This window comes from Pantoea sp. R102 (assembly GCF_004916815.1).
GTDB lineage: Bacteria > Pseudomonadota > Gammaproteobacteria > Enterobacterales > Enterobacteriaceae > Pantoea > Pantoea dispersa.
The window spans coordinates 72855-95330 of sequence record NZ_SDFT01000005.1 but is presented as its reverse complement, the minus strand read 5'-3'; the positions used below and the strand labels follow the sequence as shown (position 1 = coordinate 95330).

The following is a 22476-nucleotide window of genomic DNA, read 5'->3' as shown; positions in this document are numbered from 1 at the left end:
ACAGATCATCGAGTTCGCTGAGACGCGCCGCGGCGTGATGGTGTTCGCCGCAACCGTTGAACACGCGCGGGAAATTCTCAGCCTGCTGCCGGAAAACAGTGCGCTGGTGTCGGCGGAAACCCCGGTGAAAGAGCGTGACCGGCTGATTCAGCAGTTCAAAGCGCAGCAGCTTAAGTTTCTGGTTAACGTGGCGGTGCTGACCACCGGCTTCGACGCGCCGCACGTCGATTTGATCGCCATTCTGCGCCCGACCGAATCGGTCAGCCTGTATCAGCAAATTGTCGGTCGCGGGTTGCGGCTGGCACCAGGCAAAACCGACTGCCTGATCCTTGATTACGCCGGAAACCCGCACGATCTCTTTACGCCCGAAGTCGGCGCAGCGAAAGGCGCCAGCGATAACCAGCCGGTGCAGGTGTTTTGTCCGGTCTGCGGCTTTGCCAACACCTTCTGGGGCAAGGCGACCGAAGATGGCCACGTCATTGAGCACTTTGGCCGCCGCTGTCAGGGCGTGCTCGACGATGACGAGGGCAATCGCGCGCAGTGCGACTACCGTTTCCGCTTTAAAAGCTGCCCGGACTGCGGTGCAGAAAATGATATCGCCGCGCGCCGCTGCCAGCAGTGCGACAAGGTGCTGGTCGACCCCGATGATATGCTGAAAGCGGCGCTGAAGCTGAAAGACGCGCGCGTACTGCGCTGCAGTGGTATGACGCTGGCGCACGGACGCGATGATAAAGGCGAGTGGCTGCAAGCCACCTATTTTGATGAGGATGGCACCAGCGTCAGCGAGCGCTTTCGCCTGCGCACTCCGGCGCAGCGCACCGCCTTTGAGCAGCTGTTTATGCGGCCACATCAGCGTGCGCCCGGCGTGGAGCTCGGCTGGCAGACCGCCGCCGATGTGGTGGCGTTGCAGCCGCTGCTGCGCCATCCCGATTTTGTGGTGGCGCGCGCCAAAGGCCACTTCTGGCAGGTGCGGGAAAAAATGTTCGATTATCAGGGACGCTATCGCCGTGCTAACGAGCTGCGCTAAGCGGCGGAATCATTTGCCCCGCTGTGGCAATCCGGCTATAATGCCGCCCGCTTTTGCATCCGTAAAAGCGTATTGAATAACCGTCCTGTTGCTGGGTCGCCTGTAGCAGGAACTATAGAAGAGATCTTAAGATGTTCACTATTAATGCAGAAGTACGTAAAGAGCAGGGTAAGGGTGCGAGCCGCCGCCTGCGCGCAGCGAACAAATTCCCGGCCATCATCTATGGCGGTAAAGACGCTGCGGTTTCTATCGAACTGGACCACGACGCTGTGATGAACATGCAGGCTAAGCCTGAGTTCTACAGCGACGTGCTGACTCTGGTTGTTGACGGTAAAGAAACCAAAGTTAAAGTTCAAGCTGTTCAGCGTCACCCGTTCAAGCCAAAACTGCACCACATCGACTTCGTTCGCGCTTAATCGCTAACGGGTTGACGAAAAAACGCCGCATCTGCGGCGTTTTTTTATGGCGCAAATCCGGCGATCACTGACCGCCGGTGCGACGCTGCAGCTGATCGCGCAGATTCGGCGGCGTGCCTTTGATGGTCAGCGTATCGGTGGCCGGATCCCAGAAAATGCGCTCGCCCAGCAGCATGGCATCAAAGTTAAGCGTTAATCCCCCGCCGCTACCGGCAAATTTCGTCAGCTGACGCAGGGTGCTGCGGTCGGCCGGGAAATGCTCTTCCAGCTCATAACCCTGCTCCTGGGTAAACGCCTGAAAGGTTTTTTCGCCCAGCGGCGGCAGCTCGCTGGAGAGATCTTCCAGCGCAATCTCCTCGCCCGCCTGCAGCTGTTCATTGCAGTAGCTGTAGACCTGTTGGCGATAGTTCTGGCGCTCATTTTTATCCAGGCTGGACTCGGCACAGTAATCATCTACCGCCTGCAGCAGCCCGCGGTTCTGTGCTTTGGTATCCAGACCGACGCTGGCACCGAGGAAATCCATGAAGAAATCGGCCACTTTGCGCCCCACGCGTCCGCGCAGGAAGGTCAGGTAGCGCGTGGATTCCGGATTGGTTTCCCACTCGGTGAGATCGATACGCGCCACGATATCGGCATGGTTGATGTCCAGATAGTGCGTGCTGCTGATGTCGAGCTGCTCGTTAACGCGCATGCTCGACTGGCTGTTCAGCACCGCCACCAGCAGATACTCCACCGCCAGATAGCGATAGTGCAGAAACAGCACCACGCCGCCTTCGGCGAACGGGTATTTGCTCAGCTCGTCGCGCAGGCGTCCGGTAGCCGCACGGCTGAACGCCAGGAAGTCATCCTGCCCTTTGCGGCAGTTGCGCAGCGCTTCCGCCAGCTCGCTGTCTTCATTAAACAGGCCGTAAGCCTTGCTTTTGGCGCTATAGACGCGGTGTAACTCTTCCGCCATCTCTTCCACCGCCTGCGTGGCAGGTAACAGGGTATCGCGCAGCACCAGTTCCAGCTGGTTTTCATCACGTTTGACTAACTGATGCAGGGCAATCTGGTCGATATCCAGACTCATGGTAGACTCTCCTTTTGGCTCAGGCGCGTATTCAAACACCGCCCGCAGCCGCTTTCAACTGCGCGCACAAACTGATCGTTCTGCTTGCGATAAAATTGCGGAAAAAAGTGCGTTGTTACGGTAATATACCGCGTTTTCACACTTGATTAGTCGACGATATGCCACAATCATCCCGTTACAGCGACGCGCGCGTCGAACAGCTTCTCGCGCAGCTGGCGCAGGTTCTTGAAAAAGACAAAGCGCCAACCGATCTTTCCCTGATGGTGTTGGGGAACATGGTGACCAATTTGATCAACACCGACATCGCACCGGCCCAGCGCCGCAGCCTCGCCCGCTCGTTTGCGGAAGCGCTGCAGTCTTCCGTGCGCGATGACAACGCCCACTAAATTGCAGATTTGACCTCATAAATATGGTAACCAACCGGCAGCGCTACCGTGAAAAAGTCTCCCAGATGATCAGCTGGGGGCACTGGTTTGCCCTGTTTAATATTCTGTTTGCGCTTATTTTAGGCAGCCGCTACCTGTTGGTCGCCGACTGGCCCTCTTCCCTCGCCGGCCGTATTTATGCGTTTACCAGCTGGATTGGCCATTTCAGCTTTATCGTGTTTGCCGCTTATCTGCTGATTATCTTCCCACTAACGTTTGTCGCCATGTCGCAGCGGTTGCTGCGCGTGCTCTCCGCCGTGGTCGCCACGGCCGGGCTGACGCTGATTATGGTCGACAGCGCGGTGTTCAACCGTTTCCATCTGCACCTCAATCCGGTGGTGTGGGAACTGGTGGTCAACCCCGATCAAAGCGAGATGGCGCGCGACTGGCAGCTGATGTTTATCAGCGTACCGCTAATTTTCCTCGTTGAGATGCTGTTTGCCACCTGGAGCTGGCAAAAGCTGCGCAGCCTGAACCGGCGTTCGTTTGGCAAGCCGCTGGCCGCGCTGTTTATCAGCGCCTTCTTTGCCAGCCATCTGCTGTATATCTGGGCGGACGCCAACTTCTACCGGCCGATTACCATGCAGCGTGCCAACCTGCCGCTCTCCTATCCGATGACCGCACGGCGCTTTCTGGAGCGACACGGCCTGCTGGATGCGCAGGAGTATCAGCGCCGTCTGGTGCAACAGGGCGATCCGGAAGCGCTGTCGGTGCAGTATCCGCTCAGCGATATTACGTTCCGCGATGGCGGAACGCGCCACAACCTGCTGATTCTGACGGTGGACGGACTGAACAATGCCACGGTGGATAAAGCGCTGCCGTCGCTCAATCAATTCGCCAGTGAAAATGTGCGCTTTACCCAGCATTACAGCGCCGGACTGCAGCCGGAAAAAGGCCTGTTCGGCCTGTTCTATGGTATCTCCTCCAGCTACATGGACGGCGTGCTGGCGGCGCGCATGCCCTCTGCCCTGCTCGGCGCGCTGAACAGCCAGGGTTATCAGTTCGGCCTGTTCTCTTCCGATGGCTTTAGCCAGCCGCTGTACCGTCAGGCGCTGCTGGCGGATTACAGCCTGCCGCAGGCTGATACCCAGCCCAACAGCACCACGGTGACGCAGTGGCAGAACTGGCTCAATGGTCAGAAAGGCGGCGCGCCCTGGTTCTCATGGATCGCGCTCAACGGCGTGACGGTAACCGGCGACAGCACCAAAGCGCGCCAGCGCAGCTATATGCGCCAGGCAACAGGCGTGGATGAACAAATCGCGACGGTGCTGCATACGCTGCAGCAGAATGATGCGCTGAAGAATACCGTGGTGGTGATCACGGCGCAGCGCGCCATTACCTTCGACAACAGCGATAATCCGGGCAACCGCGCGACGCTGCAGGTACCGCTGGTGGTGCACTGGCCGAATACACCGGCGCAGAGCATCGATCGCCTGACCGATCAGCAGGATGTGATGACCACGCTGATGCAGCGCCTGCTGCACGTGCGCACCAATCCGGTTAACTATTCACAGGGTGAAGATCTGTTTGCCGCGCAGCGCAGCCATAACTGGGTCGCCAGCAGTGAAGATGGCAAACTGGTGGTGACCACGCCAACGGTGACGCTGGTGCTCAGCAACAACGGTAATTACAGCGCGTACGATGCCCAGGGCAAAGAGCTGAAAGATCATAAACCTCAGCTGGCGCTACTGTTGCAGGTGCTGACGGAAGAGAAACGGTTCACGGCAAACTGATTAATTATGAGGCAGTTAAGCTGCCGGCATATTGCAATCGCCAACGGAACCAGTAGTATAACCCTCCACGTTCGGCACGTAGCGCAGCCTGGTAGCGCACTGTCATGGGGTGTCAGGGGTCGGAGGTTCAAATCCTCTCGTGCCGACCAAAATCCCAAAGAAAGCAGCCTTTATGGCTGCTTTTTTATTTTCTGCTGTAAAATCGCGGCGTTAAGCACAGCGCGGTAATAAATCCTAACGCTTTCCTTCATTGCATAATGCCCAATTCTTTCCAGGCTTAAACGGTTAATCACCGATGCAAGGAGGAAACATGCTTGATGAATATAAACGCTGCGTGGAGGCCTGTTATCTGTGCGCAGCCGCGTGCGACCACTGCGCAACATCCTGTCTGGATGAGGAAAATGTGGAGATGATGCGCGAGTGCATCAGGCTGGATATGCAGTGCGCCAATACCTGTCGCCTCACGGCGCAGTTTATGGCACTAAACAGTGAATCGGTGCAGCAACTCTGTCAGTTCTGCGCCGACATCTGCCAGCAGTGCGCGCAGGCGTGCCAGCAGCATCAACACCAGCACTGCCAGCAATGCGCTCAGGCCTGTCAGCGCTGTGCAGAAGAGTGCCGTAAAATGGCGGCATGATGCCAGCAGGATTGAGATTCGCTGCGGCGAGTCTCAATCGTTAACGCTGAGTGAAACCTCTGCCTCGCAGGGCTGTACCAGAATCAGCGGACATTTCTTCACCTTACACGCCTGCGAGTAAGCCAGCTCGCACACTTCGCAGATATCGCGCACTTCCGACTCATATTCATACTCCATGAAGTAGCGAAACGTACCGCTGCGCGTGTCGCTGCGCCAGAAGCGTTGCGGTTCCAGGATTTCATCCAGTTGCCTGAAGGTCAGGGCTGAGGGGTTGTGAAAACCCACTCTTACACGATATTTAGTCATGCCCTGATAATTATCGAGTTTTGGCCGCGTTGCCAGCCGGAAACAATTCTCGCTGGGATAGGGAAAATCTTTGCTAACGCTGGCACATCGGGCACCGCAACCCGATCCGTAACGGTTGCGGCGCAGAGGAAAGACTTTGACCGTCAGCGCTGGATTTTCAATTCATCATCCCAGCGGTCTGCCGCCGCGTTTGCGGGATCGTGATCCTGCAGCAAAAACTCGCCGTTTTGCTGGGCGATCTGCTCACCGGTATCGGTAATCGCGTTTTGAATAAACACCTTTGCCTGCACGCCATTCACAAAGGTGAGCTGATGGAAGGCAGTTTTATTGCCCCAGTCTTTTGACGGCGTTGAAATATAGCGGATGGTGTAACTCTGGTCCTCAACGCTGCCCTGCATCACGTAGAGGCCATAATGATTTTCGCCCTGCGACAGGATTTTATACACCCCATTGCTGTAGTAATAAATCACCGCATCCGGGAACGGCTTTTCATCATAGAGTTTGCGGTAGTGCAGTTTATGCACAAAGGTGGGTTTGCCAGGCACCACTTCAATATTGCCCTGCGCATTCTGGAAGCTGAGATCCGCTGCCTGTGCAGCGCCTACGCTCATGCAACCCAGTAACATTATGCCAGCCAGTTTTTGCATCGTTCGCTCCTTAGCCTCTTTCGTCAGCCACCAGCATGTTACGCCCACGCTTTACCCCGGTTAAACGAAGCGGCTATCGATGTGTGATGGGCTTCATAATACAGCCATTACCGTAAGGATAGAGATGGAAAATGACGGCGCGATTACCGCGCCAGACGCGGCTATTCCTCACCACTGCGACAGGCCCTGACCTTACTGTTCAGGGTGCAAAATCCTGCAGCATAATTTCGCACCACACTTCATTCATGCTGCGAATCAGGTACTTAACTGAAGTCAGCAAAGCCGACCGGGATCACGTTTTTACTGATTTGTGACAGCAATTCATTAAAGTGAAACAAAACTGTCACAGATTTCCCCTACCCTAAAGCTCCCGTTTATTTGATGGAATCTCGTTATGGTCATCAAAGCAAAAAACCTGCAGGATGCGGAAGAACTCCTGCACTCAGGCATCAGCAAAGTGGAGCTGGCGTATGATATTGGCAGCGATGATTTCTTCCGCCTGGCGAGCCACTGGTGTGACCGTGGTGCACGCATTACCAAAGGCCACCACCATTTTGTGGTGCAGATGAAGAGCTTCGCTATCCCGCCAAATCGCTAACCCGCAGCAGCCTTTTCGGCTTGCTCTGCCCGCGGCTGACTGGTAAAACACGCTTTTCCATCAGCCGTTACTCGTTATGTTCTCAGCCGAAACGCCCCTGCCGCTGCCCGCTTGTGGTTTTATCACCGCCGCTGGCCACACCGCTGAATCGCTGTCGCTGGCGTGGTGCCGCTTTGATCGGCAACAGTGGCACGCCGCTTTACCTGCGCAGTGGCAACTGCCGCTGCCGTCCGCGCTACAGCAGGCAGCCAGCAAACGCAAAATTGAATATCTCGCCAGCCGCTGGCTGGTGCGGCAACAGCTGGCGCAGCTGGGAATCACTGATTTTGTGCTGCACAACGCGCCGGATCGCTCACCGTGCTGGCCGGCAGGCATCCGTGCTTCACTGTCGCACAGCCATGACTGCGTGGTGATGGCCGCGACGCGCGAGGCATTGTATGTGGGCATTGATGTTGAGCAGGTGATGGCAGAGGAAACCGCGCAGGACACGGCGGAACTGCTGATGAACGCGCAGGAGCGCGCGCTGCTTGAGGGCCAGCCGCTGCCCTTTGCGCAGGCGGCAACGCTGCTGTTTTCGCTGAAAGAGAGTCTTTATAAGGCGCTATGGCCGCGGCTGCATCAGCCGATGGCGTTTCATCAGGCTGCGCTGATCGATCTCGACCTGCCGCAGCAGCGCGCGCGGTTGCAGCTGTGTCAGGATTTCAGCGCGGAATTTACCCGCAGCACCGTGCTGGACGCACGCTTCTGGCTGCAGCCGGCGCGCGTGGTCACACTGCTCACTCACCCGGCCTGCACGCAATAAAAAACCGGCGCGGAATGAGCCCGGGCCGGTGACAACACAAGACGACAGAAGTGTTCCAGGGAGGCAGAGACGAGGATCTCTGCTGCCATTCACTATATCCCGCTGACAACGTCTTGCCCAATAAGGGTTTTTGCTAAGCTTTGCCGCCAGCCGTCAATGGCCGGTATCGGTGCGTTTGACGGCGTCCAGCGTGGCCATTTCGCGCTCGCGGCCGGTCAGCTCGCTTAACTGCCCATCGCGCATTTCCAGCAGCCGATCGGCATGAATAAAGTAGTGATCGTCATGGCTGATGGCGAACACGGTTTTGCCGGATGCCTGGAGCCACGGCAGCAGCTCGCGGTAGAAGATACGGCGGAAGTGCGGGTCCTGATCGGCCGCCCACTCATCGAGCAGCAGGATATCGCGCTCCTCTGCCGCCGCCAGCAGCAGAGCAAGCCGCTTGCTCTGCCCTTTCGACAGCTGCAGGTTGAGTACCCGGTTGCCTTCCAGCTTCAGCTTGTCCTGCATTTTCAGCCGTTCCAGCCACTGTTGCACCAGCGCCGGATTAGCCGGCTCACCACCGCGACGAATCAGACGGTCAAACAGGTGCACGTCAGTGAACACCGCCGAGAAGTGCTGGCGATAAGCCTCAAGGTTATGCCAGTCCACCTCGTTACCGTCCAGCAGCAGGCGGCCTGAATGCGGCTGATACAGGCCGGTCAGCAGCATCGCCAGCGTGGATTTACCGCTGCCGTTACCGCCAATCAGAAACACCAGTTCACCGCGGCGCAGCGTCAGGTTGATCGGCCCGACGGCAAAACCGTGCTCGCCATAATGGAAACAGACGTCGCGCAGCTCCAGCGTCTGCCAGTCGCTCACCGTCGGCAGCGCTTTGAAACCGGCGCTATAGGGGGCCAGATCGAAGGTATTAATTTTCCGCAATGCCACCTGTGCGCTGAGCAGCGTCGGCAGCGCGCCAACTGCCGCCAGCAGCGGCGTGCGCAGGAACAGCAGCGTCAGCGAATAGGTCGCGGCGACAGCGGTATTGGCCCAGCCCAGACCGTTGGCCATGAAGAACACAATACCAATCGCGCCGAGCATCATAATGTTCGACCAGTTCACCGCGCTGAGATGGAAGGTATCGGCGCGCACAATGTGACGACGATAGTCCGTGGCATTTTCCTGATACACGGTGTCGTAAATCAGCCGGGCGCGCTCGCGGTTAAGCTGCAGCTCTTTGCGCCCTTCAATGATGGTCTGAAAATCGCGGTACAGCTCGTCCTCGATGTCGCGCAGCTTCGCCATGTGCTGATAGACGCGCGACACCAGCAGCCAGCCGCCGATCAGCGTCACCACCAGCCATAGCGTGGTGATCAACAGCATTTGCGGTGACAGCCACGCCAGATAGATCGCAGAACCCAGCGTAATAATGATGCCCTGAATCAGCTCCGGCAGGCGCACAAACGCGATAGTGATGGCACGCACGTCGCTGGTCAGGCCGGCCAGCAGCTGAGCGTTACCAATCTGCTCAATGCGTTCAACCCGGGTATCCAGAATACGTTTGATAAACTCACCGCGCAGCCGCCAGACAAAATGGTGGCCGAGCTGAGTCAGCGCCAGCTGCGACGCCAGCGTCACCGCCATCAGCAGAAACAGCTGGGCGAGAAAGCCCGGCAGCACGGTGAGCGAGGTATTGACTGCTACGATCAGTTCATTATTGATGTAGGCGATTAGCCCGATACCCAGCGCGGCGCTGAGCAGCGTCAGCACAATCACGCCAATAAACGGCCAGCGGTACTGGCGAAAAACAACCTGAAGCAATGCCATTAAAAATTATCCAGAGGTCAACCAGGCAGCCTGCAGTTTAATGGCGCTTCGGGTGAAGGCAAGAATAATTCTCATCCGTTTTTACGGTTACTGGGCGCGGCGGAAGGTCAGGTTGTAACGGAACGCGCCAGCCTGCGGATGGATGCCCGCTTTTAGCGGCAAAATGCCGTGATAGCGCAGGCGCGACGGACCGCCCCACACCACGATATCGCCGTGCTCCAGCAGCACGCGCTGCGTCGCATCGCCGCGCTCAAAACCGCCAAACTGAAAAACGGCCGGCAGGCCAAGCGATACCGAGACAATCGGCTGGCGTAAGTCTTTCTCATCCTTATCCTGATGCAGCGTCAGTTTGGCGCCGGGCTCATAGCGGTTAATCAGGCAGGCGTCCGGATTGAAACCGGCAAAGCCGGCCTCCTTCGCGGTCTGCTGCGCCAGCGTGCGGAACAGCGCGGGCATCGGCGGCCATTTACGGCCGCTGCTGACATCCTGTTCGGTGTACTGGTAACCGCGCGAATCGGTCGACCAGCCGAAATCGCCGCAGTTGGTCATGGCGACTGACATGCGATGTCCACCCGGCGTGATGCGATGGGCAAACGGGTTAAGGGCCGCGACGTCATGAATCGCCGCCAGCAGCGCATCGGCCTGCTCACGCGCCCGGCGACGCAGAATCACCGCGCCCTCGGCAAGCGGCTCCTGCCATGGCGCGTCTTCACTAAATAGATCCAGCACAGTTACCTCCTGTCAGGTCAGGGCTGATCGATAAGAAACGATTTGAACTGTGGCGACATCCAGTGGCTGAAACCGTCGCCCTGCTTCGTAATCAGATACACCGCCAGATGCTGTTTCAGCGCCAGCGCTTTGGCACGCTCGGTGCCGAGCACCATCAGCCCGGTGTCCCAGCCGTCGGCTTCCAGCGCGGTGGTGGCAATCACCGTGGCTGAGACCAGCCGGTGATCGATGGGTCGGCCGCTGGCCGGATCGATCACGTGCGAGATGCGTTTGCCATCCAGTTCATAATAGTTGCGATAGCTGCCGGAGGTGCTGATTCCGTGCCCCTGCAGATCAACGCGTGCCTCCACCGCGTTCTCGCGATCGGTCGGTTTCTGGATGGCTACCCGCCACGGCTGCTGGCTGGCATTCAGGCCGCGACTCAGCACTGCCCCGCCCACCGACACCAGATAATTAGTGATGCCCTGCTGTTCCATCAGCCGCGCCAGGTGATCGGTGGCGTAGCCTTCGCCCATGGTGGAGAGATCGACATACAGGCCAGGCAGATCTTTCTGCAGCCACTGGCCGTTCACCGTCTCAATCACGCGCAGGTGCTGCAGGCCGGTCTGCGCTTTGGCGGCGGCGATGGCGGCATCCGATGGCGTATGCGCCGGCTGCTGCGCCGGGCCAAAGCCCCACAGATTCACCAGCGGCCCGACGGTAATGTCCATCGCGCCGCCGGTCAGCTGGCCGATGCGCAGCGCGCGGGTGACGATATCGGCCATATCGGCACTGACCGGCTGGGGATCCTGTCCCTGATACTGGTTGAAGCGCGACAGCACCGAGTCCTTTTTCCAGGTGGAGAGTTCGCCATCGTCGCGATCGAGCTGCTGCTGAATCGCCTGCTGCAGCGCGGCCTTACGCTGAGCATCCACGCCCGCCAGACTCACGCGCCACACCGTTCCCATGGTTTTGCCTTCCAGCACCAGCGCCTGCTGCGCCGGTTTTTGCTCGCACCCGCTCAGCAGCAGTGCTACCATGCCGGTCAGCAGAATGTTCTGAAAATTCATCAATTCCTCGTCTGTAAATCATTACTACAGCCTATTACAAAGCATAACTCGCTTGTAAAACCGTCTAAAGCTGCTTGAAGTTGATCGCTGGCTGGCACAGCATACTGCGTTCCTGCACGAGAATCCTTACAGGAGCGACAGATGATTTATATGATTCTTGCTATTACCGCCGGGTTATTTGCTTACGGAAGCTTCCGTTGCTGGCAGCACTATCGCCACCGCCTGATTCAGCACTATCCGTCGCGCCGACGTTAAGGCATTGCACCAGTGTCGTGCATCCTGCACCGCTTCAGCGCTGGCGCAGTGTAACAAAGCGGCCACGGGGCGCGTGGCGCTGAGAGCGGTGGCGTGGCATGAATTGTGCAGCGTTGATGGTGGGTTGAACATCAGCGAGGTGCAATATGAGTAAGGCAACAGAACAACAGGATAAATGGCAGCGCTGGCTGAGCTTTTCCGCCTTTACGCTGGCGGGCGTGGCGCTGGAAGGCAGCCTGCCGCCTGCCACCACATCCCCGCAGCAGGCGGCAAAGGCCAGACGCTGGCGCAACGCGCCGTAAATTACAGACCCAGCTCGCTCAGGCCCGGATGATCGTCCGGGCGTCTGCCAGCCGGCCAGTGAAACAGCCGCGCTTCAGCGCTAATCGGCAAATCGTTGATGCAGGCGAAGCGCTGAATCATCAGACCATCGGCACCAAAGTGCCAGTTTTCATTGCCGTAGCTGCGGAACCAGTTGCCGCTGTCATCGCGCCACTCATAGGCAAAACGCACCGCCAGCTTATCGTGGTGCCACGCCCATAACTCTTTAATCAACCGATAATCCAGCTCGCGGGCCCATTTGCGCTGCAGAAAGGTCACGACGTCCGCGCGACCGTTAACGAATTCGCTGCGATTGCGCCAGCGGGTATCTTCACTGTAAACCTGCGACACGCGCTGCGGATCGCAGCTGTTCCAGGCATCTTCCGCCATACGCACTTTTTCTAAGGCACTTTGATGATCGAACGGGGGGATGAGCATTTTTTATCTCCTGATGATGTAGACAGGTCTGTCTACTTGATTCATCCTGCCGTATGTAGACAATTCTGTCTACCCCCGAAAACAGGAATTTTTTCTTATGCTCGCACCCCTGCTGTTTGATGCCAGCGCCAGCGCGCGTGACCGCATCCTGCTCAGCGCGCAACAGCTGTTTTATGCGCAAGGCATCCGTGCTACCGGCATCGATAAAGTGATTACCGCGGCTGGCGTTACCAAAGTGACCTTCTACCGCCATTTTCCGGCCAAAAATGACTTAATTCTGGCGTTTCTGCAGCAGCGCCATCAGCGCTGGATGAGCGGCTTTCGCAGCGCGCTGGCGCAGCAGCCTGCCATCACCGTGGCGCTGCCGGCTGCGTTACTGAGCTGGTTTCAGGAGGAGGATTTCCGCGGCTGTGCGTTTATTAATAGCGCGGCAGAACTGGCTGATACCCTGCCGGAAGCGAGCGCCCTGATTCGCCAGCACAAGCGTGAGATGGCGGCCGCCATTGCCGAAAGACTCAGCGCGGCGCAGCAGGAAAAAACCGGGCAGATCGTGTTGCTGGTAGATGGTGCAATCGTGCAGGTTCAAATGGGGGAAGCGGCGCAGCAGGTGACGGCAACGCTGCAGGCGGCGCTGAACGCGCTGCTGGAGAGCAGAGCGTGACCCGCAGGCCACGCTCTCCGGCTTAGAACTGGTAAACCAGGCCCAGCGCAACGATGTCGTCGGTGTTGATACCGGCCGCATCGGTGAAGTTGTTGTCGTCCAGCAGGTTAATCTGGTAATCAACATAGGTCGACATGTTTTTGTTGAAGTAATAGGTCGCACCCACGTCGACATATTTTTTCAGGTTCTGGCTGCCGTAACCTTCGATATCGCTGCCGCGTGAGGAGACGAAGGCCAGCGACGGACGCAGACCGAAGTCAAACTGATACTGTGCCACCAGTTCCCAGTTGTCCGCTTTGTTGGCATAGCCGTACGCAGCGGAATCCACCGCGCCGAAGCGGGTTGCGTTGTAAGAACGGGTGTACATCGCCGCCAGATACACGTTGTTAGCGTCATATTTCAGACCGCCGGTGTAGGCTTCGGCTTTATCACCGCGACCAAGAATGCCTGGCGCGTTGCCGTTCTGATTGTTGGTACGGTCAGACTGGAACATCGCCGCACCCAGACCGAAGCCGGAGCCGAGATCGTAGGTGGTGCTCAGGCCCCATCCGTCGCCGTTCTCACCCAGGACATCACGACCGGAAGAGGATTCGGTTGGGTTGTCGTTTTTGCCCTGATACTGCACGGCAAAGTTCCAGCCATCCACCAGCCCGAAGAAGTTGCTGTTGCGGTAAGTCGCCAGGCCGTTGCTGCGCTGGAACATGAAGTTGTCCGCGCCGTAGGTGTCACCACCAAACTCCGGCAGCACGTCAGTCCAGGCGCCGATGTCATACAGTACGCCGTAGTTACGGCCGTAGTCGAACGAGCCCGCATCACCGAATTTCAGACCGGCGAAGCCGACACGGGTGTAGCTGTTGGCGGTGCCCTGCGATTCTGCGGTGTTCAGCGCTGCCTGGTACTCCCACTGACCGTAGCCGGTCAGCTGGTCGGTCACCTGAGTTTCACCTTTAAAACCAAAACGCAGGTAAGACTGGTCACCGTCCTGGCCATCGTTGTCCGAGAAATAGTGCAGGCCGTCTACTTTGCCGTAGAGGTCTAATTTGTTGCCATCTTTGTTATAAATTTCAGCTGCGCTTGCTGAGCCTGCCACCAGCAATGCAGGAATCATCAGGGAGAGAACGCGACGTTTCATTTTATTACCCTCTGTAATGTGCCTTTTATATGTGCCACTGCTAACTGAATGCTTAAAAATTCAGCCGGCAAGCCATTGTTATTTTATGGAGAGCAATAATCTATCACGAAAATGATACTAAATTTCCGAAAGTGTTTCATTGTATTAAATAGTTATTTCCAAATGTAAATTTCGCGGAACTAATAATCAGCACACATCGGCAAAAAATATCGCACTAATTGATAAACCGAATTTTATTCATTTAAATACATAGAGATAAGATGAGATAAGCTGCCGCACTGAATGATAAAACTTAACGCCACTCAGCGCATACAATTACTCCCGCTATCATCATTTATTTCATTATTACCTTCATTCACCCCGAATGAGAGATTTACCCTAATTCCCGCCGGACATGATTGTCCGGCATTTTTTTGCCTGCCATTTTTCTTCCGCTCTGTAATTTTATGTAAACCTGTTTACTGAGGTTAAATTAACCGCCACTCAGGACGCCATTATTTGTTCGTTTTCGCACTTTTTGTTCATTACTTAGCCATGATTGCGCAATGTTAATTTCCGGGCGTAATAAAGTTGAACAGGAATATAGCCGATGCGTTTCCCCAACCGTTTGCGGAATATTCTTTACCACTATTCAGTCAGTTAGCGTTGCCGCAGTAATCGATTTTCACCCCAACTTAAGCCAAATTTTCACTGAATCTGTCGGTTTACTAAGAGCCAGAGAGCTTATGAAGTCCAGGAAATGTCTGGAAAAGCGCAGCGCCTGGCAAAAGATCGGTAATATGCTCGTTTCTGGCGACCATTTTTGCCCTGCTCTTCGCCTTCATTGAGCGGTGCCGCGCCAGCTTTAATGCTAAACTTCGTCGCTCGAACGACTTATGACAACGACACCTTTATGACAGCACTGGACGCCGCACAGCCCAACAAATTGCATCAGCGTGTCAATCTGGGAACACGCCTCGTTTTTCTCATCGCCGGTTTAAGCATGTCTGCCTGGGCGCCGCTGGTGCCGTTTGCCAGCCAGCGCCTCCAGCTGACGGGCGCGTCGCTGGGCGGCCTGCTGCTGTGTCTCGGCATTGGTTCACTGGGGGCAATGCCGGTGACAGGTGCGCTGGTGGCACGCTTTGGCTGCCGCCGCGTTATGCTGTGCTCCACGCTGGTGGTGCTGGCAGTATTGCCGCTGCTGGCGACGCTGGATGTGATGTGGCTGATGGCCGCCACGCTGATGGTGTTCGGTGCCGGGCTCGGCATGCTGGATGTGGCCATGAATGTGCAGGCGGTTGAGGTTGAGAAAGCGGCGGCCAAGCCGATGATGTCCGGTTTCCACGGTTTCTTCAGTCTTGGCGGTATTCTTGGCGCCGGCGCGGTCAGCCTGTTACTTGGCGCGGGTCTGACACCGCTGCAGGCGGTGGGCGTTATCATGCTGCTGATGGTGCTGCTGTTGCTGTGCAGCCTGCCGACGCTGATGACGGAGCGCCTGCATCAGCCCGATCAACCCTGGCTGGTGATCCCGCGCGGCTGGGTCGCCTTCCTCGGTTGCCTGTGCTTTATTTTGTTCCTTGCGGAAGGCGCGGTACTCGACTGGAGCGCCCTGCTGCTGCTGCAAAGTCCGGGCATGAGCCTGGCGCACGCCGGTCTGGGTTACGCCATCTTCTCCATCGCCATGACCATAGGTCGTCTGACGGGCGATAAAGTGATTCAGCGCTTTGGCCGCTATCCGGTGATGCTGACCGGTGCGCTGGCGGCGGCAGCCGGCATGACGCTGGCGGTGCTGCTGCCGTGGCCGCAGGCGGCGCTGCTGGCCTTTTTGCTGGTGGGCTTTGGCCTGGCCAATACCGTGCCGATGCTGTTTAATGCCGCCGGTAATCAACAGGATATGCCGGCCAATCTGGCGATTTCCGCCATGACAACGCTTGGCTATGCGGGTATTCTTTCAGGCCCGGCTTTAATCGGCTTTATTTCCCAGTGGCTCAGCCTGAGCGGCGCGTTTTTACTTATCGCCCTGCTGCTGCTGGCGGTTGCCGCCAGCGCCCGGCTGGTCGCGCGTTAATTGCAGGATCCTGAGACACCTATGCTGCCTTATAAATTTCCGCTGACCTCCGGCAACGTAACGCGCTTTTTCGTGGTGTTTAACCTGGTGCTGTTTCTCGCGCTCGGTGCCATGGTGCATAACAGTGTGAATGCGTGGATCATGGAAAAGCGCTACGCCATGACTGACCTGGCGCGCGCAATGCAAAAACGCATTGATGCTTACCGCTTTGCCACCTGGCAAATCTATGAAAATCTCGCCACCAGCGCCGCGGGTTCTACGCCAAACAGTAGCCTGCAGGAGACGCGCCTGCGCCCGGACGTTTACTATCTGGAGAAAACCCGCCGCAAGACCGAAGCGCTGATTTTCGGCTCGCACGACAGCAGCACGCTGGATATGACGCTGCGCATGTCCAATTATCTCGATACGCTGTGGGGCGCTGAAAATCCGGCGTGGTCGATGTACTTCCTCAATGGTCAGGACAACAGCCTGATCATGATCTCGACCCTGCCGCTCAAGGATATGGCGACACGCTATAAAGAGAGCGCGATCAATACGCTGGTGGACAGCCGCCGCGCCGAAATGCTGCAGCAGGCCAATGCGCTCGACGAACGCGAAAGCTTCTCGCCGCTGCGCCACTTTGCCTGGCAGAACGATCACTACTTCACGCTGCGCACCACGTTTAACCAGCCAGGTCATTTAGCCACGGTGGTAGCGTTCGATCTGCCGGTTAACGATTTGATTCCACGCAGTATGCCGCTGGAGAATTTCCAGCTGCGCCAGGATGCCAGCCAGCCCGGCAGCGCCACCAGCGATGACGCCAGCAGCGAAAGCACCGCGGTGACGCTGGTTAACCCGAATCTGGAAATTGCCGCCACGCTGCCCAGCACCTCGCTCCAGCTGGTGTACCGGGTGCCGCTCGCCAGCCTGGCGATGGATACCCTGCACAATCTGATGTGGCCGCTGCTGATCAATCTGTTGCTGTTCCTGCTGTCTATTGCCGGCATTACGCTGCTGCGCCAGCAGTCGCTGCGACCGAATGAGAACCAGAGCGCTGAGCTTGATTCGCTGCGTATGCTGAATGAGGAGATCGTCGCCAGCCTGCCGGTCGGGCTGCTGGTGTATGACTTTGGCACCAATCGCACGCTGCTGAGCAACAAAATCGCTGAACATCTGCTGCCGCACCTCAATCTGCAGAAGATCATCAATATGTCCGATCAGCATCAGGGCGTGCTGCAGGCTACCATCAATAACGAAGTGTATGAGATTCGCCACGCGCGCAGCATGCTGTCGCCGCACACCCAGCTGTTTATGATGCGCGATCAGGATCGCGAGCTGCTGGTGAATAAGAAGCTGCAAAAAGCGCAGCAGGTGCTGGATCGCAACCACCAGATGCGCCAGCAGCTGATGCAGAATCTTGGCCATGCGCTTAATCGTCCGCTGCAGAGCATGGTGACGCAGCTGGTGCAGCTCAGCCAGCGCGATGACGACGAGAGCGTGCTGGATCTGCTGGATGAGAGCCAGGGTCTGGCGCGGCTGGTGGACGATATCGTCCTGCTCAACCGGCTGGAAGCCCACGACTGGTCGCCGGATGCGGGCGTGTTTAACCTGCAGGATCTGCTGGATGAGATTGCGCTGGAAAGCCTGCCGCTGCTGCGCCGCAAAGGGCTGACGCTGGTGGTCAACAATCAGCTGGCCAACGACGAGATGCGCTTTGGCGATCGCCGCGCGCTGCGTAAAGTCCTGACCACGCTGATGCACTACGCGCTCACCACCACGCAGTGGGGCAAGATTTCCCTTGATATCAAAGCCAGCGACAGCAAAGCCAACAGCGTGCTGTTCCAGCTGGTGGATACCGGCTCAGGCCTGACCGGCGACGAGCTGGCCAACGTCGATTTTCCTTACCTCGGCGAAACCACGCAGGATCGTTACGGTCAGGCGTCCGGCATGGCGTTTTTCCTGTGTAAGCAGCTGTGCAAACAGATGGGCGGCCAGCTGGAGATTATCGCCAAACCGGATATCGGCACGCGCTACAACATTCAGCTGCCGCTGGCGCTGGAGCAGCAGAGCGAGCAGGAAGAGAAACTGCTGGAAGGCGTTACGGCGCTGGTGGATATCGCGGTCGAAGACGTACACAAAATTGTCTGCCGCCACCTCGAGAACTGGGGGGCAAATTGCCTGACCTCGGACGAACGCTTGTCCGGGCAGGAGCATGATGTGCTGGTGACGGACGATCCGGCACGCCTGCACGGCTGGGCGCTGTTGCTGGCGGGCGACGAAATGGGGCATCACGCCCTCAACGACCAGCAATTCCGGGTCAATTTCAATCTCAGCAATGCGCTGCTTGATGCGCTGCTGGCCCTGATTGAGAAGCAACTGGCTCATGATTCGATAGAGGAGAGCGACGACGATGAGGCTGCCACGCCGCTGCTGAGCGGCGGCTATTTCCAGCTGTTTACGGAGACAGTACCGCCAGATGTGAAGAGACTGTATACTGAGTCGGCGGAGAAGGACTATCCCTCGCTTGCTCAGACAGCGCATCGCCTGAAAGGCGTGTTTGCCATGCTCAATTTACTGCCGGGTAAACAGCTTTGTGAAGAGTTAGAACAGCACATTAAACTGTGCGACGATTTAACCATTAAAAATACCACCAGTGAAATTGACGCGTACGTCAACCAACTGCTGCAGCAAGGTAACCAATAAGATGAATAACCTGAATGTAATTATTGCCGATGACCATCCAATCGTTCTGTTCGGTATCCGTAAATCTCTGGAACAGATCGAATGGGTGAATGTGGTAGGTGAGTTTGAAGACTCAACAGCACTGATCAATAGCTTGTCCAAACTGGATGCCAACGTCCTGATTACCGATCTGTCGATGCCGGGCGAAAAATACGGCGACGGCATCACGCTGATCAAGTACATCAAGCGTCACTATCCGGATCTCTCCATTATTGTTCTGACTATGAATAATAACCCGGCGATCCTGAGCGCGGTACTGGATCTGGATATCGAAGGCATCGTGCTGAAGCAGGGTGCACCGACCGACCTGCCGAAAGCGCTGGCAGCCCTGCAGAAAGGCAAAAAGTACACGCCAGAAAGCGTGGCCAAACTGCTGGAGAAAATCAGCGCCGGCGGCTACGGCGACAAACGTCTGTCACCGAAAGAGAGCGAAGTGCTGCGTCTGTTCGCCGAAGGCTTCCTCGTTACCGAGATCGCCAAGAAGCTGAACCGCAGTATCAAAACCATCAGTAGCCAGAAGAAATCAGCAATGATGAAGCTGGGCGTGGATAACGATATCGCACTGCTGAACTACCTCTCTTCCGTCAGCGCCACTCAGGTCGACAAAGAGTAATCCCTGCGGCGGTGCTTCGGCACCGCCTCTCCTCTGCCCTGCTTATCCTTCCCGGCTTTTGCGAACACGTTCGGCATACAGCGCCAGCGTGGTTTTCAGCACATCCAGCGTCACCGGTTTTGACAGGCAGTTATCCATGCCGGCATCCATACAGCGCTGTTTCTCTTCCGCCAGTGCGTTAGCGGTCACCCCAATCACCGGGAAGGCATGCCCCAGCTGGCGCAGACGCTGCGTCAGCCGGTACCCGTCCATGTTTGGCATGTTGACGTCGCTCAGCACGATATCAATATGGTTACGGCTGAGCACGTTGAGCGCATCCACGCCGTCCTGCGCCGTTTTGGTCTGATAGCCCAGCGTGCCGAGCTGTTCAGACAGCAGCATCCGGTTAATCGGATGGTCATCAACGATCAGCACCATGATGTCTTCATAGCTGGAGGCCTGCTGCGGCACCGGCAGTTCCAGCGTGGTCGCCGTTTCGCTGTCGATGGCAATGCGGTAAATCCGGCCCAGCAGCAGCGGCAGATCGTGCAGCGTCGCGCTGCTGTGCACCCACTGTCCCGGCGTCGTTTCCTGCGGCATATCAATGTGTTCACCGCAGATACGGATGCGCGCGCGTACCGTCTGCGCTGGCGCGTCGTGGTGATCGCAGATCATCACATCGTCCGCCCCAGCCCGCCCCTGATAGTGCGCAACCTGGATGCCCTGCTGCTGAAGCAGACGCAGCAGGAAGGCTGCCAGATAGTCGTTGCGCAGGTCGAGCCAGATGGCTTTTTCCTGCAGACCATCCAGCAGCGGCGGCGCGGGTTGCTGTCCAGCGTAGATCGGAATACGCACCACGAACTGGCTGCCCATGCCCGGTTCAGAGTCGACTTCGATGTCGCCATCCATCATGTTGATGAGCTTTTCACAGATCGCCAGTCCCAGCCCGGTGCCCTGGAAATTACGCTGCACGCCGGAGCCGACCTGGAAGAACGGGTCGAACAGGCGCGTGATCTCTTTTGCCGGGATTCCCACGCCAGTGTCGCGCACGCGAAACGCCAGATACCCCTCTTTGACATAGGCGTGCAGGATAATGCAGCCGGTGTGAGTGAATTTAATGGCGTTGTTCAGCAGGTTGGAGATCACCTGCTGCAGGCGCAGCGGATCGCCATCCAGCGCCAGCGGCACATCGTTCTCGATGAACACATACAGCGTCAGGCGCTTGCGCACCACCAGCGACAGATAGTTGCTGGCAATATGGTTGACCACCTCACGCGGCGAGAAGGGACGCGGCTCAATCTTCAGCTGCTCGGACTCGATCTTCGAGAAGTCGAGAATATCGCTGATGATTTTCAGCAACAGGCTGGATGAGTTGTTCATCGCCGTGACCAGCGAATCCACGCCCTTCGGCAGCGATTTGGTCTGCAGCAGATCGAGGTTACCGATAATGCCGTACAGCGGCGTCCGCAGTTCGTGACTGACGGTAGCAAGGAACATCGATTTGGACTGGCTGGCCTGCTCGGCGGCGTGCGCCATCTCCTGCAGCGACTGCTCCATGCGCACGCGCGCCGAGACGTCGACCAGCACGCAAATCGCCACGTTCTCGTTGCGGTAGCGCGAATGCACAAAGCTGATTTGCAGGTTCGTGTTACTGCCGGTCAGCATATCGACAAAATTAACCTGCTGGCCGCCGATGATTTCGTTCAGCCGCAGGCGATCTTCCTGCGTCAGCAGCGTCAGATAGTTATGCGCCAGTTCATTACTGAGGATGTTGGTGCCATCGCTGGTACGCAAAATACAGATGCCGACCGGCGCTGACGCGACAATCTTGCGGTTGAACTGCTCGTGCTCCTCCAGCCGGTGAGCGTTATCTTCCGCCGGCAGGAACATGCGGCGTTCAAACACCCACGCCAGGGTAAACAGAATCAGCGCGCTGAGGATATTGAGCAGCAGCGCGTTAATCAGCATCAGCTTGAGCTGATCCATCAGCACATCGGTCGACAGCGACCACACCACATTGAGGCTGGACGGCGGCAGCGGCTTTTTCAGCACCAGCTGACGATAGCCGTCAAGATAACCAAACCAGGTGCTGTTATCCGGCAGATCGTCCAGCGAATAACCGGGTCCGCCGCGTCGTGAGCTGATCAGCGGACGATAGTTTTCATCGGTGATGGTGGCCACCAGCGGCAGCCCGCCGGGCTGAATAAATTCATCCAGGCGAATGTTCTGTTCCACGCCGAGCAGCGCCTGCAGTTTGTTGGCGACGTAAACTGGCACCACCATGTAGAAGTTGCCGATGCCTGGCTGGCTGCTGTTGGTAATCCAGTACATCGGATTACGTCGCTCTTCCTCGTTGCCGCTGCGGTAGTGCAGCACGTTTTCGCGCAGCGCCTTCAGGCTGCGTTCGCGATCGACCGGATTATTGTTACCGATGGTGAAATCTGCCAGGCACTGATTTTCGCCGCCAATAAAGAACACCCGATTGAGTTCATAGGCTGAGGCAAAATTGCTTTTCCAGTAGTTAATGAAATAGCTAAGGGAATCGAGCGAGTTACGCCAGGTGTTGCTCATTGACGTGCAGTCACCGTCGGTAAACAGCGGCGTAAACTGCGGCAGCGTGCTTTTGCCGCCCGGCATGCCGTTGAGCATATCCAGCCCGTTGACGCTGCTGCTCAGGCGATTCTCAGTGATGTACTTCAGTTCGCGCATCACATCCGCTGAGTGGCGCACATACCATTCGGCCTGACCATAATTGGTGGCAAACTCCTGGCGCACCGCGTTCTCTTTCTCGTGCAGCACATTGATGATGTAGAAAGTGGTCAACAGTGCACCCAGCGACCAGAGCAGCAGTGCCAGCGCACGAAACAGGTAGCGCGAGATGCGAAGCGTGGTGCGAAAGGAGACGAGATATTTCAAAAGAGACTCACTGGCGGCAAGGGTTATCGGGACGTTGAAAAGTTCTCATACACTAGCTTTATCAGGGCGAAAAAGCCAGTTGGCACGCGACTTTGGGAGTGAAAGTCAGACAAAAAAACGGCAGGTCGGTTGCCCTGACCTGCCGCTTG

At 57.1% G+C, this 22476-nt stretch carries 22 protein-coding genes and 1 tRNA gene; 14 read left to right on the top strand and 9 right to left on the bottom strand.

What is annotated here, in order from left to right; genetic code table 11:
- The coding region (locus ERD80_RS00990; protein WP_282183350.1) for a helicase-related protein at positions 1 to 1027 on the top strand (1027 nt) is incomplete at its 5' end.
- A 131-nt stretch (positions 1028 to 1158) separates the two neighbouring features.
- Positions 1159 to 1443, top strand: coding sequence for a 50S ribosomal protein L25 (gene rplY, locus ERD80_RS00985; protein WP_010618083.1), 285 nt, complete (start codon positions 1159 to 1161; stop codon positions 1441 to 1443).
- Between the two features lie 64 nt (positions 1444 to 1507).
- Here rplY and yejK read toward each other — a convergent pair whose 3' ends face one another.
- On the bottom strand, positions 1508 to 2512 hold the full coding sequence (gene yejK / locus ERD80_RS00980) for a nucleoid-associated protein YejK (protein ID WP_021509250.1): 1005 nt from the start codon (positions 2510 to 2512) through the stop codon (positions 1508 to 1510).
- Between the two features lie 158 nt (positions 2513 to 2670).
- Here yejK and ERD80_RS00975 point away from each other — a divergent pair, with 158 nt between their 5' ends.
- From ERD80_RS00975 to ERD80_RS00960, 4 genes are all read left to right on the top strand, one after another.
- On the top strand, positions 2671 to 2898 hold the full coding sequence (locus ERD80_RS00975; RefSeq protein ID WP_021509249.1) for a YejL family protein: 228 nt from the start codon (positions 2671 to 2673) through the stop codon (positions 2896 to 2898).
- Positions 2899 to 2921: 23 nt separating this feature from the next.
- On the top strand, positions 2922 to 4670 hold the full coding sequence (gene yejM, locus ERD80_RS00970; RefSeq protein ID WP_021509248.1) for an LPS biosynthesis-modulating metalloenzyme YejM: 1749 nt from the start codon (positions 2922 to 2924) through the stop codon (positions 4668 to 4670).
- Between the two features lie 72 nt (positions 4671 to 4742).
- Positions 4743 to 4819: transfer RNA gene (locus ERD80_RS00965), tRNA-Pro, on the top strand.
- A 161-nt stretch (positions 4820 to 4980) separates the two neighbouring features.
- Entirely contained in the window at positions 4981 to 5307 is a 327-nt protein-coding gene (locus ERD80_RS00960) for a four-helix bundle copper-binding protein (protein WP_021509247.1), read from the top strand.
- 33 nt (positions 5308 to 5340) lie between these two features.
- Here the strand turns inward: ERD80_RS00960 and ERD80_RS00955 are convergent, their stop codons facing one another.
- A complete protein-coding gene (locus ERD80_RS00955) occupies positions 5341 to 5613 on the bottom strand; it encodes a hypothetical protein (RefSeq protein ID WP_058769922.1) in 273 nt (90 codons plus the stop codon).
- A gap of 143 nt (positions 5614 to 5756) precedes the next feature.
- The gene (locus tag ERD80_RS00950; RefSeq protein WP_211145551.1) at positions 5757 to 6260 is read right to left on the bottom strand and encodes a hypothetical protein; all 504 of its coding nucleotides are present in this window, start codon (positions 6258 to 6260) and stop codon (positions 5757 to 5759) included.
- Positions 6261 to 6654: 394 nt separating this feature from the next.
- On the opposite strand from ERD80_RS00950, the gene ERD80_RS00945 reads away from it, so the two are divergent.
- Together ERD80_RS00945 and ERD80_RS00940 are read left to right on the top strand one after the other, a co-directional pair.
- Positions 6655 to 6858 (top strand): hypothetical protein, encoded by a 204-nt coding sequence (locus ERD80_RS00945; RefSeq protein ID WP_010618078.1) that lies wholly within the window; start codon positions 6655 to 6657, stop codon positions 6856 to 6858.
- 76 nt (positions 6859 to 6934) lie between these two features.
- Complete coding sequence (locus ERD80_RS00940; RefSeq protein WP_136545541.1) at positions 6935 to 7660, top strand: 4'-phosphopantetheinyl transferase superfamily protein; 726 nt, start codon at positions 6935 to 6937, stop codon at positions 7658 to 7660.
- Positions 7661 to 7813: 153 nt separating this feature from the next.
- On the opposite strand, the gene ERD80_RS00935 is transcribed toward ERD80_RS00940, so the two are convergent.
- From ERD80_RS00935 to apbE, 3 genes are all read right to left on the bottom strand, one after another.
- Positions 7814 to 9466, bottom strand: a complete 1653-nt coding sequence (locus ERD80_RS00935; protein WP_136545540.1) for a multidrug ABC transporter permease/ATP-binding protein — start codon at positions 9464 to 9466, stop codon at positions 7814 to 7816.
- A gap of 87 nt (positions 9467 to 9553) precedes the next feature.
- Complete coding sequence (alkB, locus tag ERD80_RS00930) at positions 9554 to 10195, bottom strand: DNA oxidative demethylase AlkB (RefSeq protein WP_136545539.1); 642 nt, start codon at positions 10193 to 10195, stop codon at positions 9554 to 9556.
- 17 nt (positions 10196 to 10212) lie between these two features.
- Positions 10213 to 11244, bottom strand: coding sequence for an FAD:protein FMN transferase ApbE (gene apbE / locus ERD80_RS00925; RefSeq protein WP_021509242.1), 1032 nt, complete (start codon positions 11242 to 11244; stop codon positions 10213 to 10215).
- A 141-nt stretch (positions 11245 to 11385) separates the two neighbouring features.
- On the opposite strand from apbE, the gene ERD80_RS22600 reads away from it, so the two are divergent.
- Both ERD80_RS22600 and ERD80_RS22350 read left to right on the top strand, forming a co-directional pair.
- Positions 11386 to 11499, top strand: a complete 114-nt coding sequence (locus ERD80_RS22600) for a hypothetical protein (protein WP_021509241.1) — start codon at positions 11386 to 11388, stop codon at positions 11497 to 11499.
- Between the two features lie 146 nt (positions 11500 to 11645).
- On the top strand, positions 11646 to 11801 hold the full coding sequence (locus ERD80_RS22350) for a hypothetical protein (protein ID WP_164861051.1): 156 nt from the start codon (positions 11646 to 11648) through the stop codon (positions 11799 to 11801).
- 1 nt (position 11802) lies between these two features.
- On the opposite strand, the gene ERD80_RS00920 is transcribed toward ERD80_RS22350, so the two are convergent.
- Complete coding sequence (locus ERD80_RS00920; RefSeq protein WP_058758444.1) at positions 11803 to 12258, bottom strand: nuclear transport factor 2 family protein; 456 nt, start codon at positions 12256 to 12258, stop codon at positions 11803 to 11805.
- A gap of 97 nt (positions 12259 to 12355) precedes the next feature.
- On the opposite strand from ERD80_RS00920, the gene ERD80_RS00915 reads away from it, so the two are divergent.
- On the top strand, positions 12356 to 12919 hold the full coding sequence (locus tag ERD80_RS00915; protein WP_136545538.1) for a TetR/AcrR family transcriptional regulator: 564 nt from the start codon (positions 12356 to 12358) through the stop codon (positions 12917 to 12919).
- A 22-nt stretch (positions 12920 to 12941) separates the two neighbouring features.
- Here the strand turns inward: ERD80_RS00915 and ompC are convergent, their stop codons facing one another.
- A complete protein-coding gene (gene ompC, locus ERD80_RS00910; protein WP_031280043.1) occupies positions 12942 to 14051 on the bottom strand; it encodes a porin OmpC in 1110 nt (369 codons plus the stop codon).
- 892 nt (positions 14052 to 14943) lie between these two features.
- On the opposite strand from ompC, the gene ERD80_RS00905 reads away from it, so the two are divergent.
- The 3 genes from ERD80_RS00905 to rcsB are packed head-to-tail and all read left to right on the top strand — an operon-like array spanning position 14944 to position 19432.
- A complete protein-coding gene (locus tag ERD80_RS00905) occupies positions 14944 to 16098 on the top strand; it encodes an MFS transporter (RefSeq protein WP_136545537.1) in 1155 nt (384 codons plus the stop codon).
- 24 nt (positions 16099 to 16122) lie between these two features.
- A complete protein-coding gene (gene rcsD, locus ERD80_RS00900) occupies positions 16123 to 18780 on the top strand; it encodes a phosphotransferase RcsD (RefSeq protein ID WP_058758458.1) in 2658 nt (885 codons plus the stop codon).
- Position 18781: 1 nt separating this feature from the next.
- Positions 18782 to 19432 carry a response regulator transcription factor RcsB gene (gene rcsB / locus ERD80_RS00895; RefSeq protein ID WP_013509853.1) on the top strand — a complete coding sequence of 217 codons (651 nt, stop codon included), beginning with the start codon at positions 18782 to 18784 and terminating at the stop codon, positions 19430 to 19432.
- Between the two features lie 42 nt (positions 19433 to 19474).
- Here the strand turns inward: rcsB and rcsC are convergent, their stop codons facing one another.
- Entirely contained in the window at positions 19475 to 22327 is a 2853-nt protein-coding gene (rcsC, locus tag ERD80_RS00890) for a two-component system sensor histidine kinase RcsC (protein ID WP_021509234.1), read from the bottom strand.
- Positions 22328 to 22476 lie beyond the last annotated feature (149 nt).